This window comes from Haliscomenobacter sp. (assembly GCF_965225875.1).
GTDB lineage: Bacteria > Bacteroidota > Bacteroidia > Chitinophagales > Saprospiraceae > Haliscomenobacter.
In genome coordinates this window covers 2960136-2985284 of sequence record NZ_CBDDBS010000002.1, presented here as the reverse complement: position 1 = coordinate 2985284, position 25149 = coordinate 2960136, and the positions used below count along the sequence as shown (strand labels likewise).

Annotated in this window: 16 protein-coding genes; 8 read left to right on the top strand and 8 right to left on the bottom strand. The window is 46.8% G+C overall.

Translation table 11 applies throughout. The features are described 5' to 3' along the window. Positions 1–120: 120 nt before the first annotated feature. Together ACO08K_RS14595 and ACO08K_RS14590 are read right to left on the bottom strand one after the other, a co-directional pair. Positions 121–1119: a S1C family serine protease gene (locus ACO08K_RS14595; protein WP_421797141.1), complete on the bottom strand. Its 999-nt coding sequence runs from the start codon at positions 1117–1119 to the stop codon at positions 121–123. 133 nt (positions 1120–1252) lie between these two features. After that, entirely contained in the window at positions 1253–1597 is a 345-nt protein-coding gene (locus ACO08K_RS14590) for a rhodanese-like domain-containing protein (protein ID WP_421797140.1), read from the bottom strand. 242 nt (positions 1598–1839) lie between these two features. Here ACO08K_RS14590 and ACO08K_RS14585 point away from each other — a divergent pair, with 242 nt between their 5' ends. After that, positions 1840–2334: an Lrp/AsnC family transcriptional regulator gene (locus ACO08K_RS14585; RefSeq protein WP_421797139.1), complete on the top strand. Its 495-nt coding sequence runs from the start codon at positions 1840–1842 to the stop codon at positions 2332–2334. Here the strand turns inward: ACO08K_RS14585 and ACO08K_RS14580 are convergent, their stop codons facing one another. From ACO08K_RS14580 to ACO08K_RS14570, 3 genes are all read right to left on the bottom strand, one after another. Beyond that, positions 2335–3516 carry a glycosyltransferase family 87 protein gene (locus tag ACO08K_RS14580; RefSeq protein WP_421797138.1) on the bottom strand — a complete coding sequence of 394 codons (1182 nt, stop codon included), beginning with the start codon at positions 3514–3516 and terminating at the stop codon, positions 2335–2337. A gap of 61 nt (positions 3517–3577) precedes the next feature. Then, complete coding sequence (locus ACO08K_RS14575) at positions 3578–3940, bottom strand: methionine-R-sulfoxide reductase (protein WP_421797137.1); 363 nt, start codon at positions 3938–3940, stop codon at positions 3578–3580. Positions 3941–4062: 122 nt separating this feature from the next. Then, positions 4063–4770 (bottom strand): DUF4197 domain-containing protein, encoded by a 708-nt coding sequence (locus ACO08K_RS14570; protein WP_421797136.1) that lies wholly within the window; start codon positions 4768–4770, stop codon positions 4063–4065. A 474-nt stretch (positions 4771–5244) separates the two neighbouring features. On the opposite strand from ACO08K_RS14570, the gene ACO08K_RS14565 reads away from it, so the two are divergent. From ACO08K_RS14565 to ACO08K_RS14545, 5 genes are all read left to right on the top strand, one after another. Beyond that, positions 5245–7623: a TonB-dependent receptor gene (locus ACO08K_RS14565; RefSeq protein WP_421797135.1), complete on the top strand. Its 2379-nt coding sequence runs from the start codon at positions 5245–5247 to the stop codon at positions 7621–7623. Between the two features lie 189 nt (positions 7624–7812). Next, entirely contained in the window at positions 7813–8889 is a 1077-nt protein-coding gene (locus ACO08K_RS14560; RefSeq protein WP_421797134.1) for a sensor histidine kinase, read from the top strand. Between the two features lie 155 nt (positions 8890–9044). Next, positions 9045–9476, top strand: coding sequence for a DUF2141 domain-containing protein (locus ACO08K_RS14555; protein WP_421797133.1), 432 nt, complete (start codon positions 9045–9047; stop codon positions 9474–9476). A 180-nt stretch (positions 9477–9656) separates the two neighbouring features. Next, positions 9657–10052: a BlaI/MecI/CopY family transcriptional regulator gene (locus tag ACO08K_RS14550; protein WP_421797132.1), complete on the top strand. Its 396-nt coding sequence runs from the start codon at positions 9657–9659 to the stop codon at positions 10050–10052. Between the two features lie 124 nt (positions 10053–10176). Beyond that, positions 10177–12207: a M56 family metallopeptidase gene (locus ACO08K_RS14545; RefSeq protein WP_421797131.1), complete on the top strand. Its 2031-nt coding sequence runs from the start codon at positions 10177–10179 to the stop codon at positions 12205–12207. A 206-nt stretch (positions 12208–12413) separates the two neighbouring features. On the opposite strand, the gene ACO08K_RS14540 is transcribed toward ACO08K_RS14545, so the two are convergent. Then, complete coding sequence (locus ACO08K_RS14540; protein ID WP_421797130.1) at positions 12414–13172, bottom strand: LytR/AlgR family response regulator transcription factor; 759 nt, start codon at positions 13170–13172, stop codon at positions 12414–12416. 169 nt (positions 13173–13341) lie between these two features. Between ACO08K_RS14540 and ACO08K_RS14535 the strand changes: the two genes are divergently transcribed. Further along, on the top strand, positions 13342–14865 hold the full coding sequence (locus tag ACO08K_RS14535; protein ID WP_421797129.1) for a hypothetical protein: 1524 nt from the start codon (positions 13342–13344) through the stop codon (positions 14863–14865). Positions 14866–15046: 181 nt separating this feature from the next. Here ACO08K_RS14535 and ACO08K_RS14530 read toward each other — a convergent pair whose 3' ends face one another. Beyond that, the gene (locus ACO08K_RS14530; RefSeq protein WP_421797128.1) at positions 15047–15841 is read right to left on the bottom strand and encodes a hypothetical protein; all 795 of its coding nucleotides are present in this window, start codon (positions 15839–15841) and stop codon (positions 15047–15049) included. Between the two features lie 315 nt (positions 15842–16156). Here ACO08K_RS14530 and ACO08K_RS14525 point away from each other — a divergent pair, with 315 nt between their 5' ends. Next, a complete protein-coding gene (locus ACO08K_RS14525) occupies positions 16157–21769 on the top strand; it encodes a T9SS type A sorting domain-containing protein (protein ID WP_421797127.1) in 5613 nt (1870 codons plus the stop codon). Between the two features lie 210 nt (positions 21770–21979). Here the strand turns inward: ACO08K_RS14525 and ACO08K_RS14520 are convergent, their stop codons facing one another. Next, entirely contained in the window at positions 21980–24475 is a 2496-nt protein-coding gene (locus ACO08K_RS14520) for a DUF5916 domain-containing protein (protein ID WP_421797126.1), read from the bottom strand. Positions 24476–25149: the final 674 nt, after the last annotated feature.

Here is a 25149-nt window from a genome sequence, read left to right as displayed (position 1 = left end):
ACCACCTTAGGCACCTTAGGACACCTTAGAATGGATACGCGAAGTGGTATATCCTTAAGTCAAAAATACTGTGGTAATTCCCAGCGCAAATTTACACAAAAAACCAGCGCCTCGCAGCATTTAAAGCGTCACTTGCCCCGGAATGACTTCTACATCAACCCGGTGCCCATTTCGCAAAACACCCAGCTGGGTGCGTTGCCCGATGCGGCTGAAATTGAGCAGTTTGTGCAGGTCGTCCACGGAGGCAACCGGATTCCCTTCAAAGTCTACGATGATGTCGCCTTTGCGCAATTGTTGGTTGTTGAAATGCCCGTCGGGGATGACCTCGTAAACGTATACGCCCGTAGCAGTGCTCAGGCGGTTGGCGGCGATCATACGGTTCGTGAGATTGACACCCTGGGCACCGATGCCGATTTGGGCGCGGCGCACCTGGCCATGGAGGATCAATTGTCCGGCAATGTATTCGGCCAAATTGGAGGCGATGGCGAAACATAAACCTTGCGCTGAGGCGACAATAGCGGTGTTGACACCAATCACCTGTCCGAGAGAATTGAGCAATGGGCCGCCACTATTGCCAGGGTTTAATGCAGCATCGGTTTGAATTACATCGTCGATCAATCGGCCATTGTTGGCGCGTAAGGTTCGGCCCAGGGCGCTAACGACCCCTGTGGTTACTGTGTATTGCAAACCCATCGGATTGCCAATGGCTACCGCGATTTGGCCAACTTGAAGATGTGAGGAATCCGCCAATTGTAAGGCTTTGAGCCCGGTATCGTCAATTTTTAAGACAGCGATATCTGTGGATGCATCTTTACCTTTGATCTCGGCATTGACCCTACGCCCGTCGGTGAAGGATACGCTGATTTGATCCGCCGCATCTACTACGTGGTTGTTGGTGAGGATAAATCCGTCGGAGGAGATGATGAATCCCGAGCCAGTACCAGCGGGCATGGCCTGTCCTTTGTTTCTTCTATCGTTGCTTTTCTTCTTTACTTCAATGTGTACTACCGAGTCGGCAACCGCCGCAACCACTCCGGTGATGGTCCGAGAATAGGCATCCAGCAATGGGCCATCGTTGTGGGTAGTCGAGATATGGGTGATATGGGATGAATGTTCCATACTTTTTTCCCATCAAAACAATGTCCAAATGGAAAAAGATGACAGAGTGGCGGATGAAAAAAAGAGGTTGTGGAGATTTTACCAATTTTGGCAGATATCATTAATAATTTAAAATCGAGAATGGCCAAAAAAATTATTGCCATGCCTTTATCCCTCCATCCAGGTTGTACACTTCTTTGAATCCACTGTTGCGCATCAGGACACAAACCCTTACTGAGCGCCGACCGCTGCGGCAGTAAACGAGGTAAGGTTTACTTTTGTCCAATGCATCCATTTGTTCGATCAAATCGGGGCCAAAATAATCCATGTGGATGGCACCAGGCAGGTGCCCTGCTTCAAATTCGGACTGGGTGCGGACATCCAGAACGATCGCATCCGGTGCGGCTTGTACCAATTCCTCGAAATGTTGTTGATCCAGGTTGTTCAATTGGCGGCGGAGTAATTCCCAACGATTGATTTCACAAGCATCCACATTCATTTTTTCTGCTTTTAGTCGTATTCATACTCAAAGAAATCGGGCACAAGATACGCAGAATGGCTAAATGCTGCCATTTCTTTTATTTTTCCAAAAAATGAACTGTTTTTAGAATAAATTTTCATCATATTGCTTAAATGCTGGAACAGAATACTTATTTTCACCTATTATTCAGTTCTGTATAGATCTCAAGCGATTTTGACCTCCTACCACACTCTGCGCTAAACCCTCAATCCGAGATTAGTATGAAAACGCTGGATCACATTGATTACCGCATTTTAGATTTATTGCAGGTAGATGCCAAGTACACCATCAAGGAAATTGCCTCCGAATTAGGCATGACTGCTACGCCCGTTTACGAACGTATTCGCAGGATGGAGGAAGAAGGCTACATTAAGCGCTATGTAGCGCTGGTGAACAAAGACATGCTCGATTTTCATGTAGTTGTATTTTGTAGTGTTTCACTCAAGGGACACAATCGGCAAGTCCTCAAAACCTTTGAACAGCAAATCAGCGGTTTTCCTGAAATCGTGGAATGTTACCACATTGCGGGTACTTATGATTATTTGTTGAAGGTCATTGTCCGTAGCATGAACGAATACCAGGAGTTTATGGTCAATCGTTTGGCCAATTTGGAAGAACTGGGGCAGGTACAAAGTTCCTTTGTCATGTCGGAGGTCAAATATTCGACCGGTCTGCGGCTGGATGGGCACCTGAACGGGAATGGCGAAATTACCTGATCAATCGACCTCTACTATCTGCTCGGCCCTGGGCATCCGCAACATTTCCCAAATGATTTTCCCCCAAATAAGGATACAAGGTACCGCCTTGACCACATAAGGTTCTAAAAAACCCTTGCGGATGAATTTGGGGAACAAATCGGTGGGTGAAAGGGATGTAAAAACAATCGCCAGTATTAGTAGTACCAGATTTTCCGTGCTCAATTTTTCCTGTGCAAAAAACCAGATCGCAATGCCACTCATGGCAATCACAAAGGTGGCTGACTCCGCTTTGTGGTTAAAAATAATTACCCAAATGAGCACGGAGCAAAGGGTTAGGGTGCGAAAGGTGAAATTTGAATACAACTTGAAGCGCAGCAAGGGCAGGCAAAACAACAACACGCCGATGCCAAGCACTACTATTTTGTCTGGCATCAAGCCAAACCAGGTATTCAACCAACCCATCACCGAAAAACCGTAGGAAATGCTATGGTCGTCCTGCAACAAATGGCCCCAACTGCGGTAGAGGAACAACAATTGCTGCCAATCCACTACGACCAATGGCAACACGAACAAAACCACTGCCCAAAGCGCACTGTACAAGGCCAATTGACCTTTGCGGGGGTAAAACAAAAACAGGGCCATGGCCACCAGCCCAAAAATTTTGATGTACACCGTTGCCATGATAAAAAACGTGGCTGCCAGGTATTGCCGGCGTTCAAGGCAAGCAAAAGCCCAGATCAACAGCCCGGCCATCATGGCATTGCTTTGAGCGTTTTGCAGGCTGGTCATGAGTTCCAGTACCACCACCAGGAGCAACAATGCCTTTTGTTTATTGGTAAAGTTAGGTAGCGCCTTTACTCCAAAAAACAAAATCAGCGCATTGAGCACATTCCATAAACTCAAGCCGACTACAGCAGGCAAATAAGCAAAGAGCCCAAAAAACAGGGCAAAAGTTGGACTGTATTTGTACAAATCCCAATGTTCGGCGGGGTAGAGAATGTAGAGGTCTTTTTGCTCCACCAAGTGGAAAAAGGACTGGACAAAAATGACGTAGTTGTTGTAATGGGTATACAACGGCCCGTCGGGCTGGAAGGTTTTGAGTCCCAATAAAACGGATTGCACAGAAGCCAAAATGGCGAGTAGAACGAATAGAACAAGGAGGGTAAGGGGCTGTGTAAACAGCTTTTTCAGGTGTTGCATGATTTCAGGGTGTTTCAGGAGGTGGAGACGCACGGCCGTGCGTCTCTACACGCGCATTGCATCATGGTTCCGGTACAAAACGCATCGACAAACTATTCACACAATGCCGCGTATTTTTGGCAGTGAAACGTTCGCCTTTAAATACGTGCCCCAGGTGCCCGCCACAGGTATTGCAAAGAATTTCGATGCGGCGACCATCGGCGTCGGGTACCTGTTTGACTGCACCGGGAATTTCGTCGTCGAAACTCGGCCAGCCGCAACCGGAATCGAATTTGTCCTCCGAGCGGTACAAGGGCGTATTGCACTGGCGGCAAAGATAAGTACCCGCTCCTTTAAAATTGTAATATTCGCCGGTAAAAGGCCGTTCGGTTCCTTTTTTCAGGATGACGTATTCTTCTTCTGGACTAAGCTTGTTGTATTCCATAGTGATTGAGTTGAGCAATTGAGAGGGTTGAGGAGTTTAGGCTGCCGCAGCGACTCTGACCAGGATGTGTCTAAGCAACTGCGGCAGCCTAAACTTCTCAACTCCTAAACTTCTCAACAAAGTTACTTCTTGTCTTGTTTAGCAAAAACTTTTCGCAGCAAGTCGCTCGTCCGGGCGGAGACATTGGTACGGATGTTTTGCTCTTCTTTGGCCACCATGCCAAACATACCTTTCAGCGCTTCACGGGTAACGTAATCGCCCAAATCAGGGTTGGCTTTGTTGATCAGCGGGATTTTGTTGTACACCGCTACTGCGTCCGACCACACTTTACGGGCCTGGAATTTATCCAAGGATTCAACGATGACCGGATTAAACTCCTGGTACAATTGTTCATTGGTCTTTTGTTGCAGGTATTGGGTTGCTGCATCCGGTTGCCCCATCAGGATATTCAAAGCGTCGCTAAAAGTGATTTCAGTGATGGCTGACACAAAAATTGGTTTGGCCTTTTTAGCGGCATCTTCGGCACCTCGGTTGATTTTTTCCAGGATTATATTTTCCAGGTCGGAAAAACCTGGTACGTTTTTCAACTTGGCGGTGACGTTGCGGGCTTCTGCTGGTAAGAGGATTTTGTAGGGGCTTTTGAAATAACCATCTACCTGTGAAAGTGCATCGGAGCCTTTGCTGATGCCAATTTCCAGCGCAGACTTCAAACCGGAGCCAATTTCTGCCTCAGTGGGTTCGGAATATACCGATGTAACGAGGTTGGAAAGGGTGTCACATGAACTGGCCAAGAGGGCGATGCTCAGTACGAACAAGGTTCTTTTAATCATTTTCTTTGGTTTTTTGAGTAAAAACAATCCTTCATAACAAGTACAAAGATTGTGCTGCTCTAATAATGGTTGTTTGTGGTGAAAATTGTGTTTTGCCCCAAAAATGGCCTTCTGCCCCAACAACTCAGCCATTTAATCCTACAATTCACTCCATTCAAATTACAACTGGGCACAAAACGCTGGTTTACGGCCCGATATCAGGCCATTTTTGCAGCGTAGTCAGCCACGGGTGTGTCCCGCATACTGTCTACTCCTCTTGCTGGTTCAAGTCTCCAGACTTGAACCTATATTTTCGCGTCTCTGACGCATGAGCAATGCGAAAATATCGAGCAAACACACGTCTGGAGACGTGTTGATATTGGTTCAAGTCTGGAGACTTGAACCAGCTAGCACTTGAACCAGCAAGGCGTTGAATTTTAGAATTGATCGAATCTGATCGACACCGACTTATACCAACACAAACCTATACTCATTATGAAGGCTCTTAAACACTCGACTGTTTTTTTTATCCTCTGCCTCTTTGGCCTATCTGCGCTGGCTCAAAACAGCCAAACGGTAAAAGGAAGCGTTTTTGACAAACAATCCGAACAAGCCCTGATCGGCGTAACCATTGAACTGCTCAACTCCAATCCGGCCAAAGGCGCCGTGACGGATCTGGATGGTAAATTCAGCATTGAAGCAGTACCCCTGGGGCGCCAGGCTTTTCGGGTCAGTTACCTGGGCTACAACAGCATTACCGTACCCAATGTGCTGGTTTCAGCGGGCAAAGAAGTGGTACTCGAGCTTAGTCTGGAAGAGGCCGTAGTCAAAATGGACGAAGTGGTGATTTCTGCCGCCGTCAACAAAGACAAAGCCAACAACGACATGGCCAGTGTCAGTGCCCGTTCCTTTAATGTGGAAGAAGTAAACCGTTTTTCGGGAGGGCGCAACGACGTTGCCCGCCTGGCCGGAAGTTTTGCCGGGGTAGCTGCGGCCAATGATTCCCGCAACGATATCGTCATTCGAGGTAACTCGCCTACGGGATTGTTGTGGCGTTTGGAAGGCATTCCTATTCCCAACCCCAACCATTTTTCTACCTCCGGTACAACGGGTGGCCCGGTAAGTGCGATCAACCCCAATTTGCTGCGGAGTTCTGATTTTTTTACCTCTGCTTTTCCTTCAGAATATGGCAATGCCATGTCGGGGGTGTTTGATTTGGGTTTCCGCAGTGGCAATTCAGACAAGGCAGAATACACCTTCCAATTGGCAGCCTTTAGTGGTTTGGAAGCCATGGCAGAAGGACCTTTGAGCAAAAAGCACAACTCTTCTTACATTGTGAGTGTGCGCAACTCCTTTGTACAATTGGCCGATGTGGTGGGTATCCCGGTTGGTACGGCTGCCATTCCGAATTATCGGGACGTATCCTTTAAGTTTGATTTGCCCAACAGCAAAATCGGCAAGTTTTCCATCTTTGGCATTGGGGCGAGCAGCAACATCGACTTTTTGGGCAAAGACCTGGATGACGATGACCTGTTCGCCGAAACGGGCAAAGATTCCTACGTGAAATCCCGCCTGGGCATTTTAGGGCTGCGGCACAACATCGTGGTGGGTAAAAATGCCTACTGGCGCACAGTGGCATCTTGGTCAACTTCTGGTAACCTCTATGACGAATACCAGTTGCCCAATGATGAAGTCCCAGAGCGACGCCAGATTGTAGAAGTGGATGACCGGACCGATACCTGGTCTTTGTCTTCGTACTACAACCAAAAATTCAATGCCCGCTTTACCCTGCGCACCGGGATTTTGGCACAATTTTATGATATAGCGACCAAGGTGCTGGATCGGGAGGATACCCCAAACTGGCAAACTGTGCGCGATTTTGACGGTGGGATGGGGCTATGGCAAGCTTTTGCGCAAGGACAATTCAAGCTGGGGCAAAAATTGACTTTGAATGCAGGCTTGCACGGCCAACTATTTGATTACAACAATACTTCAGCCCTGGAGCCTCGCCTGGCATTGAGCTGGCAATTGGCGCCCACTCAGACTTTGACACTTGGCTATGGTTTGCACAATCAAACGCAACCGCTTCCGGTATTTTTCTTCCGCGAGGAAACCAGTCCTGGCGTATTTGTACCCTCCAATGAAGACCTGGATTTCACCCGCGCCAACCATTTTGTATTGGCTTACGACCAAAAAATTGGCACCGACTGGCGGGTAAAAGCGGAAACCTATTATCAAACTTTGGATAAGGTGCCTGTAGAGGCTGCACCCAGCAGTTTTTCCCTGTTGAATGCCGGGGCGGACTTTGTGTTCCCGGAAGCGAGTAACCTGGTGAACGAAGGTACTGGCCAGAATTACGGGGTGGAGTTGACCATTGAGAAATTTTTCAGCAAGGGCTACTATACCTTGATTACTGGCTCGGTATTTGATTCAAAATACAAGGGCAGCGATGGCATTGAGCGCAATACAGCCTTCAACAATGGCTACATTTTGAATGTTCTAGCGGGAAAGGAGTTCCGTTTTGGCAAAGGAGGCAAAAATGCCTTTACTTTTGACACGAAATTCACAACTGCTGGCGGGCGGAATTATACGCCGATCAACCTGGAGGCTTCGCGAGCAGTAGGTGAAGAGGTGTTGTACGAAGACCAGGCCTTCAGCAAACGTTACGAACCTTACCTGCGCTGGGATGTTAAATTCGGCTACCGGGTGAACAGCAAGAAGAAAAACGTTTCCCAGCAGTTTTTTATGGATTTTCAGAATGTTACCGGCAAACAAAATATCTTTAGTCGGAGGTTCAATACCCGGACAAATGACATCAACGATGTGTACCAGTCGGGATTTTTCCCGGATATTATGTATCGGATGCAGTTCTGAGTTGAAGATCACAAAGAGGAATTGTTTATCATAAAGAATGCCTAAAGCGACATTTTTTTAGCACAAAGGACACAAAGGAAGGCACAAAGGACACAAAGTTAGACAATGACTGTTCTTTGTGCCCTTTGTGCCTTCCTTTGTGTCCTTTGTGCTAAAATGTGTCGCTTTGGGATTGAAACCAGTGTTACCATGACGCCCAAAAAAGGCAGAAAACTGAGCAATCGCGAGCTATTTGGATTTGACGACCGTTGGGCGATTGTCATTGTTGTGCCCATTCTGGGGGCAATTATGCCTTTTTTGTTGTTTAAGGACTATGTGTATACCACTTTTCAGGAGTTCTCAGTCAATTGGGCGATGTCTTGTACCTATACCATCAGTTATTGGATGGCGGTACGCACGGTGATTGCCCGCAAACGGATTCGTTATCCTCATCCGAGTCAAATTGGGAAGCGGATTGGGTTTTCAATTTTGTTGATAGGTGGTTCCTACATTATCTTGAATTTTTTACTGGATATCGTGCACCATTGGGTCATGGCGCATATGGACCATGCCGAACCATCGGAATTGACCACCAACTTGATTTCCATTTTCCTCATTGCCCTTTTTTGGTCCATTTACGAAAGCATCTACATGTACCACCGCTGGAAAGATTCGCTCAATGAAGCGGAGCGACTCAAGCGGGAATTTGTACAAGCCCAACTGGATGGCCTCAAAAGCCAGGTCAACCCTCACTTTTTATTCAATAGCTTGAACACCTTGGTGTACATCATCCCGGAAGACCCCGATAAAGCTGTGGAATTTGTACAAAAACTGGCAAAAGTATACCGCTACATTCTGGAAATTCAGGAGCGCCGCCTGATCCCGCTTTGGGAAGAAATGGAGTTTCTGGAATCGTTTTGGTTTTTGCACAAAGAGCGTTTTTGTAATAACCTGCGTATCAGCATTGACATCCCCAAGGCAGAGCGCAAACACCTGATCGTGCCCCTTTCACTACAATTGCTTTTTGAAAATGCCATCAAGCACAACATCATCTCGAAGGAAAAACCATTGAGCATTTCGTTAAAAATTGAAGATGGGAAAAGGCTGGTGGTGCGCAACACCTTGCAACTGCGTTCCAACCCCGAACCTGGTACTCAAACTGGCCTGGCCAACATCAAAAACCGCTACGAATATTTCAGCGATCAGCCGGTAGTGGTGGAACAGACGGATCAGGAATTCGTCGTCAGTTTGCCACTTATTCAGGAAGCAATAATTGCTACGGCATAACCATTTGTTCATTTTTGCGTTGTAATGCTTAAGTGTCCCTTAAGTGCCTTTGGTTTCTTAGGTGGTGAAAAACAAAAAACCTGCGAAGCAGAGTATTTTACCACCTAAGAAACCAAAGGCACCTAAGGAACACCTGAGCATTACAAGCCTAGATGATGAACATTCTTTTTATCCTTCTCCTCAGCTGGGTTCAAACCGACCAAAAAGGTACGCTGACCGTCAAAGTAAAGGACGTTTTGCAAGCCCAAGGCAGCGTTCGAATGGCAGTGTACAACAATGAAAAATCTTTTCCCAGTGAATCCCAATCGTTTCGTGGTGCTACACTTCAATTGAAACCAGGGGTCAATCCCCAACTCAACTGTGATCAACTTCCCTTTGGCACTTATGCTGTGGCCGTTTACCACGATGTTAACAACAATGGTAAAATGGATAAAAACGGGCTGGGTATTCCCACCGAGCCTTATGCTTTTTCGAACAATATCAAAGTGAAATGGCGGGCACCGAAATTTCGTGAAGCTGCGTTTAGCTTTGCGGCTCCACAGCAGGAGATTGTAGTGGTGTTGAAGCGCTGGTCGGCGCAGGAGTAAAGCGCAGATTTTATCATCTCTCCTTAAAAACGCTCTTTAATTTATCGCATCCGCGATGCAACCTTCTCTATTCATTCCCTGTCTTTTGCATTAACTACGAAATTCTTCGTAAGAAAAATTTGCAATTACGAAACGCTTCGTATATATTTGTCTACGAAATTCTTCGTAATCACCGGGAAGATGAAAACAAACGAGATACCACAACCCACCGAAGCCGAACTGGAAATCCTCACCGTACTCTGGGAACAAGGCCCGGCAACGGTCCGGGAGGTCAACGACAAGCTCAATGAGCGACGTAGTAAAGAAATGGGGTACACAACTACCCTGAAGCTTTTACAAATCATGTTTGAAAAAGGCCTGGTCACCCGCAATGCCGATGCGCGAACCCACATCTACAGCGCTGCAATGGCTCAAACGGATGTGCAGCGCAACATGCTTCAGCGCCTGGTCGATACCGCTTTTCAAGGTTCGGCCATGCAAATGGTCATGCAGGCTTTGGGCGATCACGATGCTTCGACGGAGGAATTGCAAGAAATAAAGGCATTGATTGAAAAGGTTGAGAAGTTGAAAAGTTGAGGAGTTTGGCTACCGCGAGCGACTTAGACAAGGACATTGTCAACCTAATTCGCAGTAGCCTCAACTTCTTAACTCCTCAACTCCTCAACTCCTCAACTCCTCAACTCTTCAACTTCTCAACTCTATGGAAAGCAACTACACAGATGCACTCATCTACGCTACAGGTTGGACGGTGGTTCACTCTTTGTGGCAGGCATTGACGATTGCTTTGGTCTTGTCGATCATCCTGATCAGCACACCACGCCGACTGGCCCATTGGCGCTACAGCTGCGCTGGGGTTGCACTCTTGTTGGTATTATTGGTGGGAGGGGCCACCTTTTACCACTACTTCCAACAGGCGATGCTACAAGTAGAATCGGATTCGACTAGTCTGGTCCAGTTTACAGAAGTAGCAGGCCCTGCTACCGAAAGTTTTTGGCAGTACTGGCAAGGCCGTTTTACCGATTATTTCAACCAGCATTTACCGATGATCGTGACGGTGTGGTTGTGTGGCCTGGCCTTTTTTATGCTGCGCATGATGGGAGGATTAGCCTATATCCGGCAACTGCGCTACCAAGGTACTCAGCCCGTACAGGAGGAATGGGAAGAAATGTTGCGCGAATTGGCACAAAAGCTCAAAATCCAGCGCCCAGTTGCCATTCTGGAGTCATTGCGCATCCAATCGCCAGTAGTGATTGGGCATTTCAAACCTTTGGTTTTGGTTCCCGTAGGATTGCTGGCGGGTTTGAGTATAGATCAGGTTGAGGCCATTTTGGCGCATGAATTGGCGCATGTCTACCGCCGTGATTATTTGCTGAACCTTTTACAAACCCTGATTGAAGCCTTGTTTTATTTCAATCCCGGGGTATGGTGGATTTCCAGTTGCATCCGCATCGAGCGGGAGCATTGTTGCGACGACATTGCCGTTGCCGTTTGCCAAAACAACCTGGAATACGCCAAAGCCCTGGTCAGCATCAAAGAAATGAAGCAGGGCTTTACACCCCAACTGGCCATGGCAGCCCGTGGTAAAAAGAAATTGTTGCTTACCCGCATTCAACGCATTTTACAACAACCCGTAAATACGTCCGACATGAGTGAAAAAATAATGGTTACTGGCATGCTAGCCTTTATGCTGGTGTGTATGAACCTCAAAGCTGAGCGCAAACTGCCCGAGCCCGAGCGAGAAAAAGCTGCCATCTCGGTAAGTTCAGCTAATAGTGCTTTACCTGCAGCAAATGTACCTTTCGATACTTTGCCAGAAGGGAAAATTACCATTCGAACCAGTCGAAATGGCAAAAAAATTGAGGCCAAAATTTCCGATCAAAAAATCCAGGAATTGATCGTGGATGGCAAAACGATTCCCTCCTCTGAGTACAACAGTTACGAAGAAACCCTCAATGACATCATTGCTTCGGTACCGCCGCCGCCGCCGCCGCCATCTTTCCCCAAAATGCCCCCTCCAGGATTACCCGGTGATGTGCCTCCACCGTCTATTCCGGCACCACCTAAGGTTCCGATGCCTCCCAAAGGCAATGGCTACTACTATTATCACAATGGCGACGACCACATCATCATTGAAGGGTCGAAAAAAGGGTTTGGTTATCAGTATAAAATGAAACCTGAATTTAAATACAACTGGGTTGATAGCCCGCTTGGCTTTGATCGCTCGATTGTGATTGATGGAATGGATTCCACTGAGGTGGCTTTTTTTAGACCTAATTTTAGTTTTCGTGGGGCTGAATCGGTCAATGTATATTTTGATTCTGTTAGGCTAAGACTGGACACTGCACAGATGCGCAAATTGAAGCACAAACTGGGTAATGTACACATCCAGCTGGATGAACTGAAGCATAAGTTAGGTGACCGACAGTTTCATTTTGAAGGGCAAAAATTTAACATGGAACCTGGTGTCTTCAACTTTGGACTACAAACACCTATGCCTTTGATGAAAATGAAGGGCTGGGGTGGTAGTACCAGAGAGCGCATTGAGCAGACCCTGATCGGGGATGAATTGATCAAATCGGGTAGCCGTTATACCTTTGAACTAACCGACAAATACCTCAAGATCGACGGCAATAAAATGCCGGAGGCCTTGTTTGAAAAATACCGAAAAATCTACGAGGAAAGTACAGGCATAAAATTGGAAGGCGAGAGCAAAATTCTGCTCAGTAACTGATTATGACGCAAAAAATTACTTCCCGATTTTTTTTGAGGCATTTGAATAGGAAGCTCACTTGGAATGAACCGTTCGACTTCCTATTCAAAACCCAAATCGGGAAGTTAATTTTTCTGCGTTATTAAAGAAGCAAAAGCTAGCGAATAGTAAGGCTTGTAAGGGTTGGAAATACCTTGCAAGCCTTTTTTTATTAAACTTGAATTGGTTTATTGATCAATCCAATTTTTAAAGTCTTGTACCCGCTCCCGGCTCACCACGATTTCAAACCCGGGACTGGGTTGGAGTTCCAATTTGAGTCGATTGTTGAAATAGGGGTGAATTTTGTCTACTGCGTCGATGTGTAGTAAAATTTTACGGTTGATTCTGAAAAAATGGGTAGGGTTGAGCAATTGCTCCAGTTGTTCAAGTGTATGATCGAGGGAGTATTTTTTGCCATCGGCCAGGCGTGTAAAAACCAGGCTATCCTCGGCGTAACAAAACCGCATCTCCTGCGCTTGAATGTAGGTGAAGGCATTGCCAAACTTAACGAGAAAACGCTCCCGATAATTGCGGTTTTTCAGGTTGTCCAACATCCCATTGAGCATTGAATAATCAAAGCTTGCTGTATTGCCGCGCACCTGATCGTACTTGTCCAGGGCATTTTTTAGCTCCAGCGCGTCAATGGGTTTCAACAAATAATCAATGCTGTTGACTTTAAAAGCACGAATCGCATATTGGTCATAGGCCGTGGTGAAAATGACCATAGACTGGATTTTGATCGACTGAAAAATATCAAAACTCAAACCATCGGCCAAGTGAATGTCCATTAAAATCAGTTCAGGAGCAGGGTTTTGAGCAAACCATTTTACGGCTTCCGAAATTGAATCGATTACTGCCAGGATTTCCACTTGTGGGCGTTGTTGGCGAATCAGCTGTTCAATTCGGCGCGCAGCGGGCAACTCGTCTTCAATGATTAAAATCCTCATTCAGAAAATTTGTATTTGTATTTATGGGCGAAGTTAGTAACTTAGCATTAATTTCATGTCAAATCCACTATAGAGACTACTCTACTGTTCCATTCACCTCACACCCATAGTATGCTTTAATTACTAACACCTGGCTTTTGTCAAAAAGCTGGAAAATACTGTAATACGTATGAAGGCCCTATCTGAGTTGGCCGAGATGGTGCACAACACAAAGATCAGAGAAGTTGAGTTGGTGCAACAAAATCGCAATGACCATTCGCCACTGAATACATTGCTAAACGGCATTTTAAACAATGAGTTCTCTTCAGATCAGGAGGCCGCACAAAAAGTACTCCAGGTAGATGCCACTGATCAATTGTATCAGCGCTTGCGGCGCAAGTTGCGGCGCGGCTTGCTCAATGCTGTATTCTTCTTCGATTTACCCCAATCTGATTACAATGAGCGCCAGCGAGCCTACCATGAAAGTTGTAAAAACTGGGCTGCCGCCAAAATCCTGCTTGCCAAAAATGCGAATTACATCGGCATTGAGTTGTGCCATAAACTCCTAAAAAAAGCCGAAAAATTTGATTTTACCGACCTTGTGATGGACATTACCCGCATCCTTCGCTTGCATTATGCCACCAGGGAAGGGAACATCAAAAAGTATGAACTGTACAATGATCTTTTTAAACAATCCGAAAAGACCTGGATTGAAGAAAACCTGGCTGAAGAGCTGTATATGGAACTGGTTTTGCGCTACGTCAACAGTCAAAATATCTTAGAAGAAACCCATTCCAGAGCCATAGGCTTTTACAAACAAATTGAGGGCTCGCTTGCACAAAATAAAAGCTTTCGCCTGCATTTGTGTGGTATGCTGATTCAACAAGTTATTCATTCCACCAAATACGATTGGGAAGGGATGATTAATTTATGCGAAGAATCGATTCAATTTTTTCTCAACAAACCCTACAAAGCATCAGTCCCCTTACAAATCGCTTACCATCACCAATTGATCGCGTATACTCAACTTTTGAGATTTGAAGAAGGCCAGAAGGCCGCTACTTCTTGCCTTGAATACCTGGAGCCAGGAAGTTTTAACTGGTTCAAACACCAGGAATACTATTTTTTATTGTGCATGAACACAAGGCAGTATCAACAAGCTTTTGAAATTTTTAAAGAAACCACCACCCATCGCAGGGTACAATTCCTTTCTCCTGCTGCCGCTGAGGTGTGGAAAATTTATGAAGCCTATCTCTACTTTTTGCATTCCAATGGTGAAATTTCAATCCCTGAAAGTGATTCTTCCTTGTCAAAATTCAGGATATACCGCTTTTTGAATGAAACTCCCATTTTCTCCAAGGACAAAAAAGGAATGTACATTCCCATCCTCATCGCTCAGATCCTGATTACGCTGAAGGACAAAAAATACAACCAGGCCGTTGTGAATATTGAGAACATTGACCGGTATTGTTCACGGTATTTAAGGCAAGGGGAAACTTTTCGCAGCAATTGCTTCATCAAAATGTTATTGACCATTCCCAGCTCTAATTTTCATCGGGAAGCAGTAGTACGTAAGGCCGCAAAATTGAAGAAAAGATTAGAGCAAGAGTCAAATAAATTTGTGCGTGCTGAGATTGAGATTATTCCCTATGAAACCCTATGGGAGTACGTACTCAACTCTTTGAGCAATAAGGCCTATCAGGTAAGGAGATAGCTTTAGATAAAAAAAGCAGAGACCAATAAGGTAAGAGTCTCTGCTGCTACAATGTGCTTGTTATGGAAAAACTTAAATTTCAACTCAAAAGCGAAAAAAAAGTTCATACACAAGCCAAAAAAAATAGCAAAGCTTGTCTTATATTGGTCGAAATCTTAGCACGATAATAGTTAAACTCTCATCAGGCCCGCTCTCTTTGTAGCGTTTTCACTTGTTGAACCAAAGCTGTATTGATCTCAGGAGCAAACATATTGCCCGCCAAACGATCGTCAAAAATTTCCAATTCCAGTTGTTTAGCGAGGTTTTTTGCCAGGTCACCCATCGCCCGGGCGAAACCTGCCGTTTTACCTAAGGCCATAAAATGGTCTACAATGGCCGCACGAATGGTTTCCAGGGGATCGATGTACTGCAACATTTGGCGCTGCGTTTTGCCTTTGCTGCTCACTCCTTTGTTTTCGAGGCGTACCCGCAAATCGTCGGCGTTAAACCCTAGCAGGCTGGAGCGGTAGTTCCACCAATTGCCCGTAGAGTTGCCATTGCGGGCTGCATATACTTCCATATGGTGTTGTTCGGCAGCTTCCTGGCAAGAACGCATACTCATGGCTTTGACCAGTTCGATCATGTTGAGCACTTCTTCCTTGTCCAAAGGCATTTGGCTACCTTCTGAGGCTTCAATTTCCTGGAGGTAACGAGCCAGTTTGAGTTTGACCTTACTTTTAGATTGTAGGGCAATCAACTTGGCCAGTTCTATGGAGAGGTAATAATCCTCCAATACACTGCTATCTTTTTGTTTGCGTAATGCATAGTCCTTCATCACTACCGGGCGCCGAATGCCGTCCTGAAACTGATAAACATCCTTTAGCCAGCGTCTTACATTCACGCCGTAATGATGGTTGCTTAGCTCCAGCGTTTGGTGCAGATCCATTGCCGTCACTACTTTAGTTCCTTTCTTGCTGGTGAAAACTGCGATTTCCATACGCAAATGATTGATTTTCAATGAAAATTCGTTTCTACACTTCAAATATACATTAATAGTTTTAAAAGTCAAAATTTTTAAAACTATTTTTTTATTTTTTAAACTAGACTTTTCCTGACCATTGCCGTATATTGCATTGGTTTTACCCATCAATTTGTTCAGATCTCACTGGCAACTTATAATCCACGTCCTTTACAGCACTTGCAAAAGAGCTTAAACCAGCTTTATGCCTGTGACAAAACCTATTTTTTACTGTCAAAACTTCAAACAATTCTATAGTACTTGTTTGAGTCATGAACATTATCCTTTTGACGCATGAGAAAACGTTTACTCTCCTTGTTGAGCACATTGCTGTGCGTGGTAACAGTTATTCAAGCCCAAAACAATTGTTGTGTTGGAGAAAACCTGGGTGGTGCCTGTTTGGGGGAAGAGAACTGTGAAAGTTTTGTCCCTTACATTTGTGACACGCTCAACAACCGTTGTTTCCAAAAATGGTGGACCTGGCCAGGTACATCGATTACAGCTGAGGACTATGTGCCGGCCAATTTGAGCTCCTCACGCCGATACGAAGGTAGCCGCTCCTTGCACATGCGACCCGATGCCAATGGTGCCCGACCCGACGTGGTTAAGGATTTGTTTGATTTGTCGAGTGGCATTCACCGACTTTCCTGGAAAATGTACGTGCCGAGTGGAAAAACCGGATATTTCAACATCCAGCACGATTTCAAACGATTGATGCGAGGGCAGCCCAATTGGGCGTACCAGGTGTTTTTTACCCCCGATGGTTCTGTGCAGATACGGGTTGGTGCAGAGGGCACTTTTCGCGTATCCTCCTTCAAACCCGATTGCTGGCTGAAGGTGACCCAGGTCATCAACCTCGATCGGGACAGTGTGCATTTTTTTCTCAACAACCGCCTGGTTGCCCGCTGGAAATTTAGCTTTGGCGTAGTTGACCTCGACAATGACGGCCGGGGAGATCAAAAGTTTGTTGACCGCAAGTTGGGGGCCATTGATTTTTATGCCGACAATGGCTTTGAATACTACATCGATAAAATTTGTTACCAACAAGCTCCGGTATTTTCCGGTGGCAATTGCCCAGCCCAGGGCTTGGGTACTTACTGCCTTGGTGGTGTTGTCCCATATACGCCCACCAATGCCTGTGGTTTACCCGCATATGATGGCTACGTGGAAGGGGAAGAAGCTTTTCCCGGAGCCTGCAATCCTGGAGTCAGTGCCTGTGCCGATGCAATACCCCTGGCCTGTGGCCAAACCCTGAGCAATCAAAGCAATGGAGGTATTGGCGCTAAAAACACCTTTACCTCAAAAGATTTTTCTTCCTGTATTTCCACCCAAAATGCCTACGGAGGCAATGACAAAGTTTACCGTATTGTCATCACGGAACCCACCAATTTACAAGCTACCTTAAACATCCTTGATGCGGGGCGCAACCTGGACATGTTTCTGATGAGCAGTTGTTTGACCTACCCATTTGCGAATACCAGCCAACCCGAATGTGTGTATTGTATCGCCTCCAGTACCAACAACAACCTGAGCAACCCGGAGGAAAGTTTCAGTACCTTCCTCGAGCCCGGCACTTATTATTTGGTGGTGGATGCACCGCAGGCGGGCACAAGTGTCCGATTTAATTTGAGTTTGTCCTGTGGCTGTAGCTGCGTAGAGGGAGGCGACACCCCTCTGGGGCCAAACGTCTTGTGTGAAAATTTTGACGTATACAACCCTGGCGCTTTGGTAGCACAAAGTCCACGTTGGAAACTCTGGGATGCCACTTCGCACGACGCCATTGTTGAAGCTTCGACAGAAGGCACCGGAAAAGTACTGCGCATCCAACGTACGAGCACTTTAGCCCCGGATGTGGTATTTCCACTGGGCAATCGGACGACTGGGCGTTATCGCCTGTCCTTTAACCTGTTTGTGGTAAAAGGAGCCAGTGGCTACTACAATGTACAACATACTGATGGGGGCGGAACGAACCCCAACTGGGCTTTCCAGGTAGAATTTCAAAGCAATGGTTTTGGTCGCCTCTTCATCACGAGCAATCGGGTGATTGGTGCTTTTTATTACAAAAATGGTGAATGGAACAAAATCGTTCAAATCATCGACCTGGATAAAGACCGTGCAGAATTGTGGATCAACAACCAGATGGTTCATTCCTGGCGCTTCAGCGTAAGCAATACCGTGGAATTGAATCAATTGGGGGCCTTGAATTTCTACGCCAATACCGGGAATAACATTCTGCTGGACAACATTTGTATGTTTGCCAAAGAGTCGACCTGCACTGATGCAAGCCTGAATCCCGTTTGCCTCAGTGATGGCCGCAGTTACCGCAATGAAACGCAAGCACGCTGTGATTTGTACACTTCAGCTGAACTGGGCGCTTGTGTGTCAGTTTGCGATCTGGGAGGCACCATGATTTATCGGGGTGACCGCTTTTCGGGCACTTTGGCCGTTACCGATCAGGCCCCCAACTTGTCCTGGCAAGACTCTTGTGTCACTGCAACTTTTGCTCAAGCTGGGCTCGATTCACTGTTCAGCCACGGCTATATTTTTTACAATGATGAAGCCAATCCTTTCAACATTAACCTCACTGCGACCAATGGGGCAAGGGCTTTCATCTACCGCTGTTCTCAAGATGGCATCAGCAGCAATACGGCGCGTTTCCGCTGTATTGGTCGCGACGGGGAAACTTTTTCCCAAAAAGGATACTACTACGTTTTGATTATGGGGCCGCGCAGCAACAGCACTTATGCTTTTTCGGTATTGCCAGAAGCAAATTGCCGCCTCAACCCCACTGAAATAGCCTGTAACGTTCCATTTGCCAATACCTTGAGCAGCCCTAGCCGTTATGGGATAGGCAGCGGCGGAACCAATGTTTACCAAAGTTGTTACCAAGGCAGCCGTACTTACTCCGGCAGTGACCGGGAATTTTCTTTCCGCCTGACCAAAGCGGGCAAAGTGAGCATCAGCATTCAGGGGCAGGCTGGTTTAGGCGTTTTTGTATATGACTTTCTTTGCGGCAAAAACTGCATCAACTTTGCCGAAACCAACGATCAGGGTGCCTTGGCCCGGACGGATACCATGCTATTGAACCCAGGGATTTATTACGTGATCGTGGATCAAGCGATAAGTGGTTCCAATGGGACTTTCACCCTCACGGTCAATTGTACGGATTACAACCAAACGGCCTTTGTGCAAGAGATTGGAGCGCCCAATTGCGCCATCAACGCCAGCGGCCGCCACAACGTGATCCTGCGCTCCTTGCGCAATACCCGGGTGAATGGCCAAAGGCTGAATGCCAATGATCGACTCCACTTTTTTTACCCCAAAAACAATCGGGGAGATCTGTTGGCCAGTTCCGTGAATTGGAATGGTAGCGAGTTACAAGTGTCTTTGCCCCAGGATGCAACAGGGGATACGCTCAAGTGTGGCTATGCCAACAATGACTTAATAAAAATCAAACTCACGCGCAACAATGTGGTGTATGACCTTACGCCTCAGTATCAACCCATCGATGGCAGCGCGGTAACCGCTAGTAATCGCTTCGCCAGCAATGGCACCAGTTTGATTACGGAACTCAACAGCTGTTGTACACCCCACAACCTGAAAATTTCGCCCTCCCAACGCGAATTAACTGGCCAGGGTGGCCTAGCCGAATTCCGGGTGGCTTCCAACATGTCCTGGACGGCGCGCATCAAAGGAAACAGCTCCTGGCTTAAAGTGACGAATGAAAATGGCTTTGCCAACGACATACTGCGGGTGGAGGTAGACCCCAACAACTCCAATGCCGAGCGACGTGACACCATATATCTGGTCAGCCCATCCAACGAAGTGCAAAAGGTGGTGATTACCCAAAGCCGTAGTTCATGTGCCGCAGTTGCGGTCAACCTAGGCCCCGATCGGCAGATTTGTAGAGGGGAAGCCCTCAATTTAACCGCAGCGGGCACTGGTAATTTCCTCTGGAGCACAGGCCAAAGCGGCAGTACGATCAATGTGCGCCCCCAGGTCAGTGCCTCTTATTCGGTTACGATCACCCAAAATGGTTGTTCCGGCGTGGATGAAGTCAATGTTACGGTGAACGAAACCCCGGTCGTAGACTTGGGGCAGGACCTGCAATTGTGCTCTGGTGACAACATCGTTTTTGTGGCTACCGGCGGTGACAGTTACCGCTGGAGCAATGGGGCCTCGACTGCCACGGTTTCGGTACGGCCGATCCAAAACTCTACTTATGGGGTCACCGTCACCAAAAATGGTTGTGCGGGTACGGACGAAGTGGTCGTAACCCTGGAGGAAGCGCCCCAAGTCAATGTCACCGCCAATCAGTCTATTTGTTCAGGGAAATCGGTGAGCCTCGTGGCTACCGGCGGCGCTTCTTATCTTTGGAGCAATGGCCGTACTTCTTCCACCATCTCGGTTTCGCCGACATCAACAACCTCGTATACCGTTACTGTCACCAATGGCAATTGTAGCGCCATCGGGCGCACCACGGTCAACGTCACCCCGGGTCCTACGATAAACACAAGTATTGACCTAACGATCTGTGCGGGGGAAAGCCCGACTATTGCAGCGAGTGGTACCGCTCCATTCCGCTGGAGTACTGGTGCGACAACTTCCAGCATTGTCGTTAGCCCTACCGAAACAACGACTTACAGTGTTTCAGTAAGTGCAAATGGCTGTGAAGCCAGCGACGATGTCAAGGTTACGGTCTTGCCCAAACCGAGCATCAATGCAGGTGCTGACCAGACGATCTGTGACGGGCAGGTAGCCAACCTGGCCGCCACTGGTTCGGGGGGGAATTACCGTTGGAGCAACGGGGCAACTACAGCTTCCATACAAGTCCAACCCAATACCTTGAGTGAGTACACCGTCAGTTTGACCAAAGATGGTTGTACCAGCACCGATAAAGTAATTGTTGACGTCAACGCCAGCCCGGTGGCCAATGCGGGGCCAGACAAAACCATCACCTGTGAGGCTACGCAGGTCAGACTGGACGGGAGCAAATCTGCTTCGGGGGTACTGATCCGTTACCAATGGACGGAGTTGGATGATGGGCGGATCATATCCGGGAACACTACAGCCAGCCCCGTCGTCAATCGCCCGGGCAATTACAGCTTATTGGTGAGCAACATCATCACGGGTTGCTCTTCCACGGATCAAGTCAGTGTAAGTGGCATCGGACCTGTAGAAGTATTTTCCATTCAGTTGTTAGAAGTGCGTTGTTATGGGGAAGCAACCGGCTCGGCAAACCTGACCTTGCGGGGTGGCCAACCTCCCTATCAATACAATTGGAGCAATGGAGCCACAACCAATGTGGTGCGTGGATTGAAGGGGGGAACTTATACGGTTACCGTTTCTGACCAAAGCACTTGCCGCGATACGCTCTTGATAGAAATTGTCCAGCCAGAAGCAGTCAAAATCACCAATATTCGGGTTACGCCCGCACCAACTGGCAATACCGGAAGAATCGACATCAGTGTGACTGGTGGTTCGCCGCCTTATGATTACCGCTGGTTCAAAGGCAGCACTTTGCTAAGCGCCACCGAAGACTTGACGGGCATTGGTATTGGTGAATACATCGTAGAAGTATACGACGCCAACAACTGTTCTTACCGCAGTGATCCCATTGTTGTCAGTAGGACAGTGGGGGTTGAGGATTTGGCCCTGGCGAAAGCAAGTAAAATTTATCCCAATCCTACCGATGGAAAATCTACCCTGGAGATTAACCTGCCCAAGGCGGAAAAAATCACCCTGGAGTTGTACGATTACCTGGGCCGTAGGCTGGAGCAGCGCAAGCTGGGCAATGGCTCCAGGTTTGTGGAGGTTTTTGACCTCAGCAAACGGGCGGCAGGACTGTATTATGTGCGCATGGTGACGAAGGACGGATTTGCGGTGAAGGAGGTGGTGAAGGAGTAGCTCTGGATTAATAAGTTTTTACTAAAAAGCCTTCTTTACAGCACTGATAAATCGAATTTGTATAGCTGAGGTGTGGCTGAGGTGTCTTTGGTTTCTGAGGTGGTGAAAATACACTGCCTGCTTTGCAGGCTTTTTCTTCACCACCTTAGAAACCAAAGACACCTAAGAGGCACCTTAGGCTGTCGAAGCGACCCTAAATTTCCCTTAAGCTTATTCCTTACCTTTTTTCTTCCCCTTCAACTGCAAATAATCCAGGAAATAAATCACCTTCAGCGAAAGGTTGTTGTTCTGATCGGCGTCCAGGGTATTGCTCAGGTTTTCGAAGTAGCCGTCGCGGGGTGAATCTGCGCCATAAAATGTGGCATTTTTCCACACCGCATTCAGGAAGCTACCTGGGGCAAACTGCCAGGTATACACCATGTCAATGTTGAAATAATTCACGTTGCGGTCGAAATTCTGGGTGATTTTGTCTGTGGGATTTAAGGAGCCGTTGGGATTGAGTGTAAAAAACGACTTGTTTTCCACCGTACTCACATAATGACGCAGGCGGAAGGTCAGTCCCATTTTATTGGTAAAGTTGTATTTCAGGTTCAACACGTTGTCGATGGTATTGACTTTGCGCAAGGCAAAAAGGATGCTCTGATCTGCAAGGATACTGGTAAAGCCTACATTCTTGGGGCGAGGATTGATACCCAGACGGTAGTTGATCGAAAACTTGCTGCTGAAGCGATAGGTTTGCCCAAAGAAAATGTCCAGCCCATTGGCATCGTAGAAGTTGAAAAACTTGCGTTCGAACAATTCCATTACGACGGAGTATTTTTTCGCCTGGTTGGTTTCTACCCAACCACCGATGGTCACACTGTTTCCCCGGCGAAACAGGTAACCTTCCCGACGTGGTTCGTAAAAATCGTGCTCGTGCGGGCGGTAATTCAACATCAAACCAAACCACATCAGTTTTTTGGTCTGAGCATTGATATTGACCTGAACACGAGAATTTTGATAAGTACTTTCCAGGCCACCGATTGGGGCAAAAAGGGAGCTATAATGCGAGTTGAAATTTAAAAAGAGCCGATTGTACCAACCTTTGGGCTCAGTGTAGCGGTAACCTACTTGCAGGTAATGATTAATGTAGTTGTTGTTGGTAAAATAGCCCAGGTCATTGCTATTGAACTTGGTATCGGCCAGTTCCTGATTGTAGTTAAAGGTGAACAGGCCACTGTTTTTCCCAAAATGCAGGGTATGCTGATAGCCCATAATGTTGCGCCCTTCGGGACCTTTGTGTGTCAAGTTGCTCAAGGCCGCCCCACCAGACAAATTATAGGTGTTCTTTTTGTCAAAAAAACTAAAAAGTCCGGAACTCACATTGGCGTTGTAGTTGCCACTACCACGCAAAACATTGGTATTGATGAAGCTGACGCTGGAGTTGTTTTTGAGGGTTTGATCCAGTACAAGGATATTGTAGTTGGTGAGTGGGTCGGTCTCTATTTGCCGGGTACTTTTGGTTTCCAGGTTTTCAATGGTGGCAAATTGCGCCCTTGTAATGGCATTGAGAACCCCTATACCCAGGCCATTTTTGGTTCGACCCGAAATTTTGGAGGCATTGATCAGTTTGGATTCGTTCGGATTGCTGAGTATTTTTTCGTTGGAATCCACGTTTTCATAGGCTTTGTGCAGGTTGATGGGCCTGCCACCGATGCGGCGGGAGTAGACGAGGTTCCCTTTCCCAAATAGCTCCGTTCCTTCAGTGAAAAATGCCCGGTTTTCATTGAATTTTACCTCAAAAGGGGTGAGGTTGAGCACCTGGTTGTCGCTTTGTACCTGGCCAAAATCGGGTATGAGGGTCGCGTCCAGGGTAAATGCCTGGTTGAGCCCCAACTTGAGGTCAAGCCCTCCGGAAACCTGGCTGGTCCAATTGTTTTGCCCGGGCAGATTAGCCGGAAAATGGTTGCCATAGACAGAAAAGTAAGGCGACAATTGCAAGCGCAAAGGTGGTTTGATATCGGTGATTCCCGTCCAGGTGCCTTCCTGGGTCAAAAATCCATTGACGTTTGGGTCAATGGCATTCCAGGTGTATTGCTGCTCGGTTTTGCGGCGTCGGCGGGTGATGTTTAAACCCCAATCCTGGACTTTGTCCTTGCTGAATCGGATGGCTGAATAGGGCAGAAACATTTCAAAAGACCAGCCTTTTTCATGGATGACCACGGCGCTTTTCCACACCGCATTCCAGCTGAAATCTTCACCCCCATTGTTGCTGTTTTGGTTGGAGGTCATCTTGGCGTCCCACTGCTCACCCAAAGGGGTTACAAAGTATTCAAAGCCGTTGAGCTTGTCATTGTAGGTATCAAAAATGAGCCCGATGTAGTCATTCATTCCAAAACCATCGCGGCCCGCCAACTCCTTGGCAATACTATCAATGCTGCGTTCGTAACAGGTTCCTCCAAAATAAATGCCCTGATCATCGTACATCAGAAAGGATTCGGTGCGGTTCTCATAGGATTCTTTGCGCCCGATCACCGGACGAAATTCAACATATTCGTCAGCCTTAGCTGCGTCTTGCCAGGCGGCTTCATTTAACTTACCGTCGATGGTGACGTGCTTGTTGGTGCGCTGCGCAGGAAGCTTCTTGGGCGTGATTTGCCCAGATAAAATAGCGGTCGTAAGCAGAGTGGTGGCAACCGTAAGGCAGCACATAAACCTGTTTGTCATGGTCAGTCGGATGAGAGTTTTAAGAGAGCCTGTTTAAATTTTTGGGATCGGGCTGCAAACGGCCCATTTTGACTGAAATTTCGTTCCGAAAATGCTCATTTAGCCCTGCTAAACTCCGCTTTTCGTGCCTCATTTCAGCCAAAATGGCCTCGTTTTCGCCTTCGTCCCAAAAAATTAAACAGGCTCTAAATCGGGTGTTACTTGATTTCAAGTAAAGACAGCTCTTTTTTGTACATGTTGCATGGCAATGGTAAGATTACTATTGCTCATGCTAGTATGGCTTTATAGGGTGATAAAAGGTTTTGGATCAAAATTTATACCAAGAATTTAATCAACTAATTATGAGTTTTTTATGCAAAAAAACAAAGCACAGATTGTTCGTTTTTGAACACTAAGTGTACGAAAAAAATACGATAATATCCACTTCAAGCGCTCGTAGCTAATTGAGTTATTATAAAAAACAATCTCTTCCAGTAAAAAAAATGAACTTACCGCAATCCGGTTTCACATAGCGCTTCGTAGCTATGTATGAATTCAACTTCTAAGTATGGCGCAAAAAATTAACTTCCCGATTTTTTAAGAGGCTTTTGAATAGGAAGCTCACTTGAAATGAAGCGTTCGACTTCCTATTCAAAACCCAAATCGGGAAGTTAATTTTTATGCGTTCCTAAATC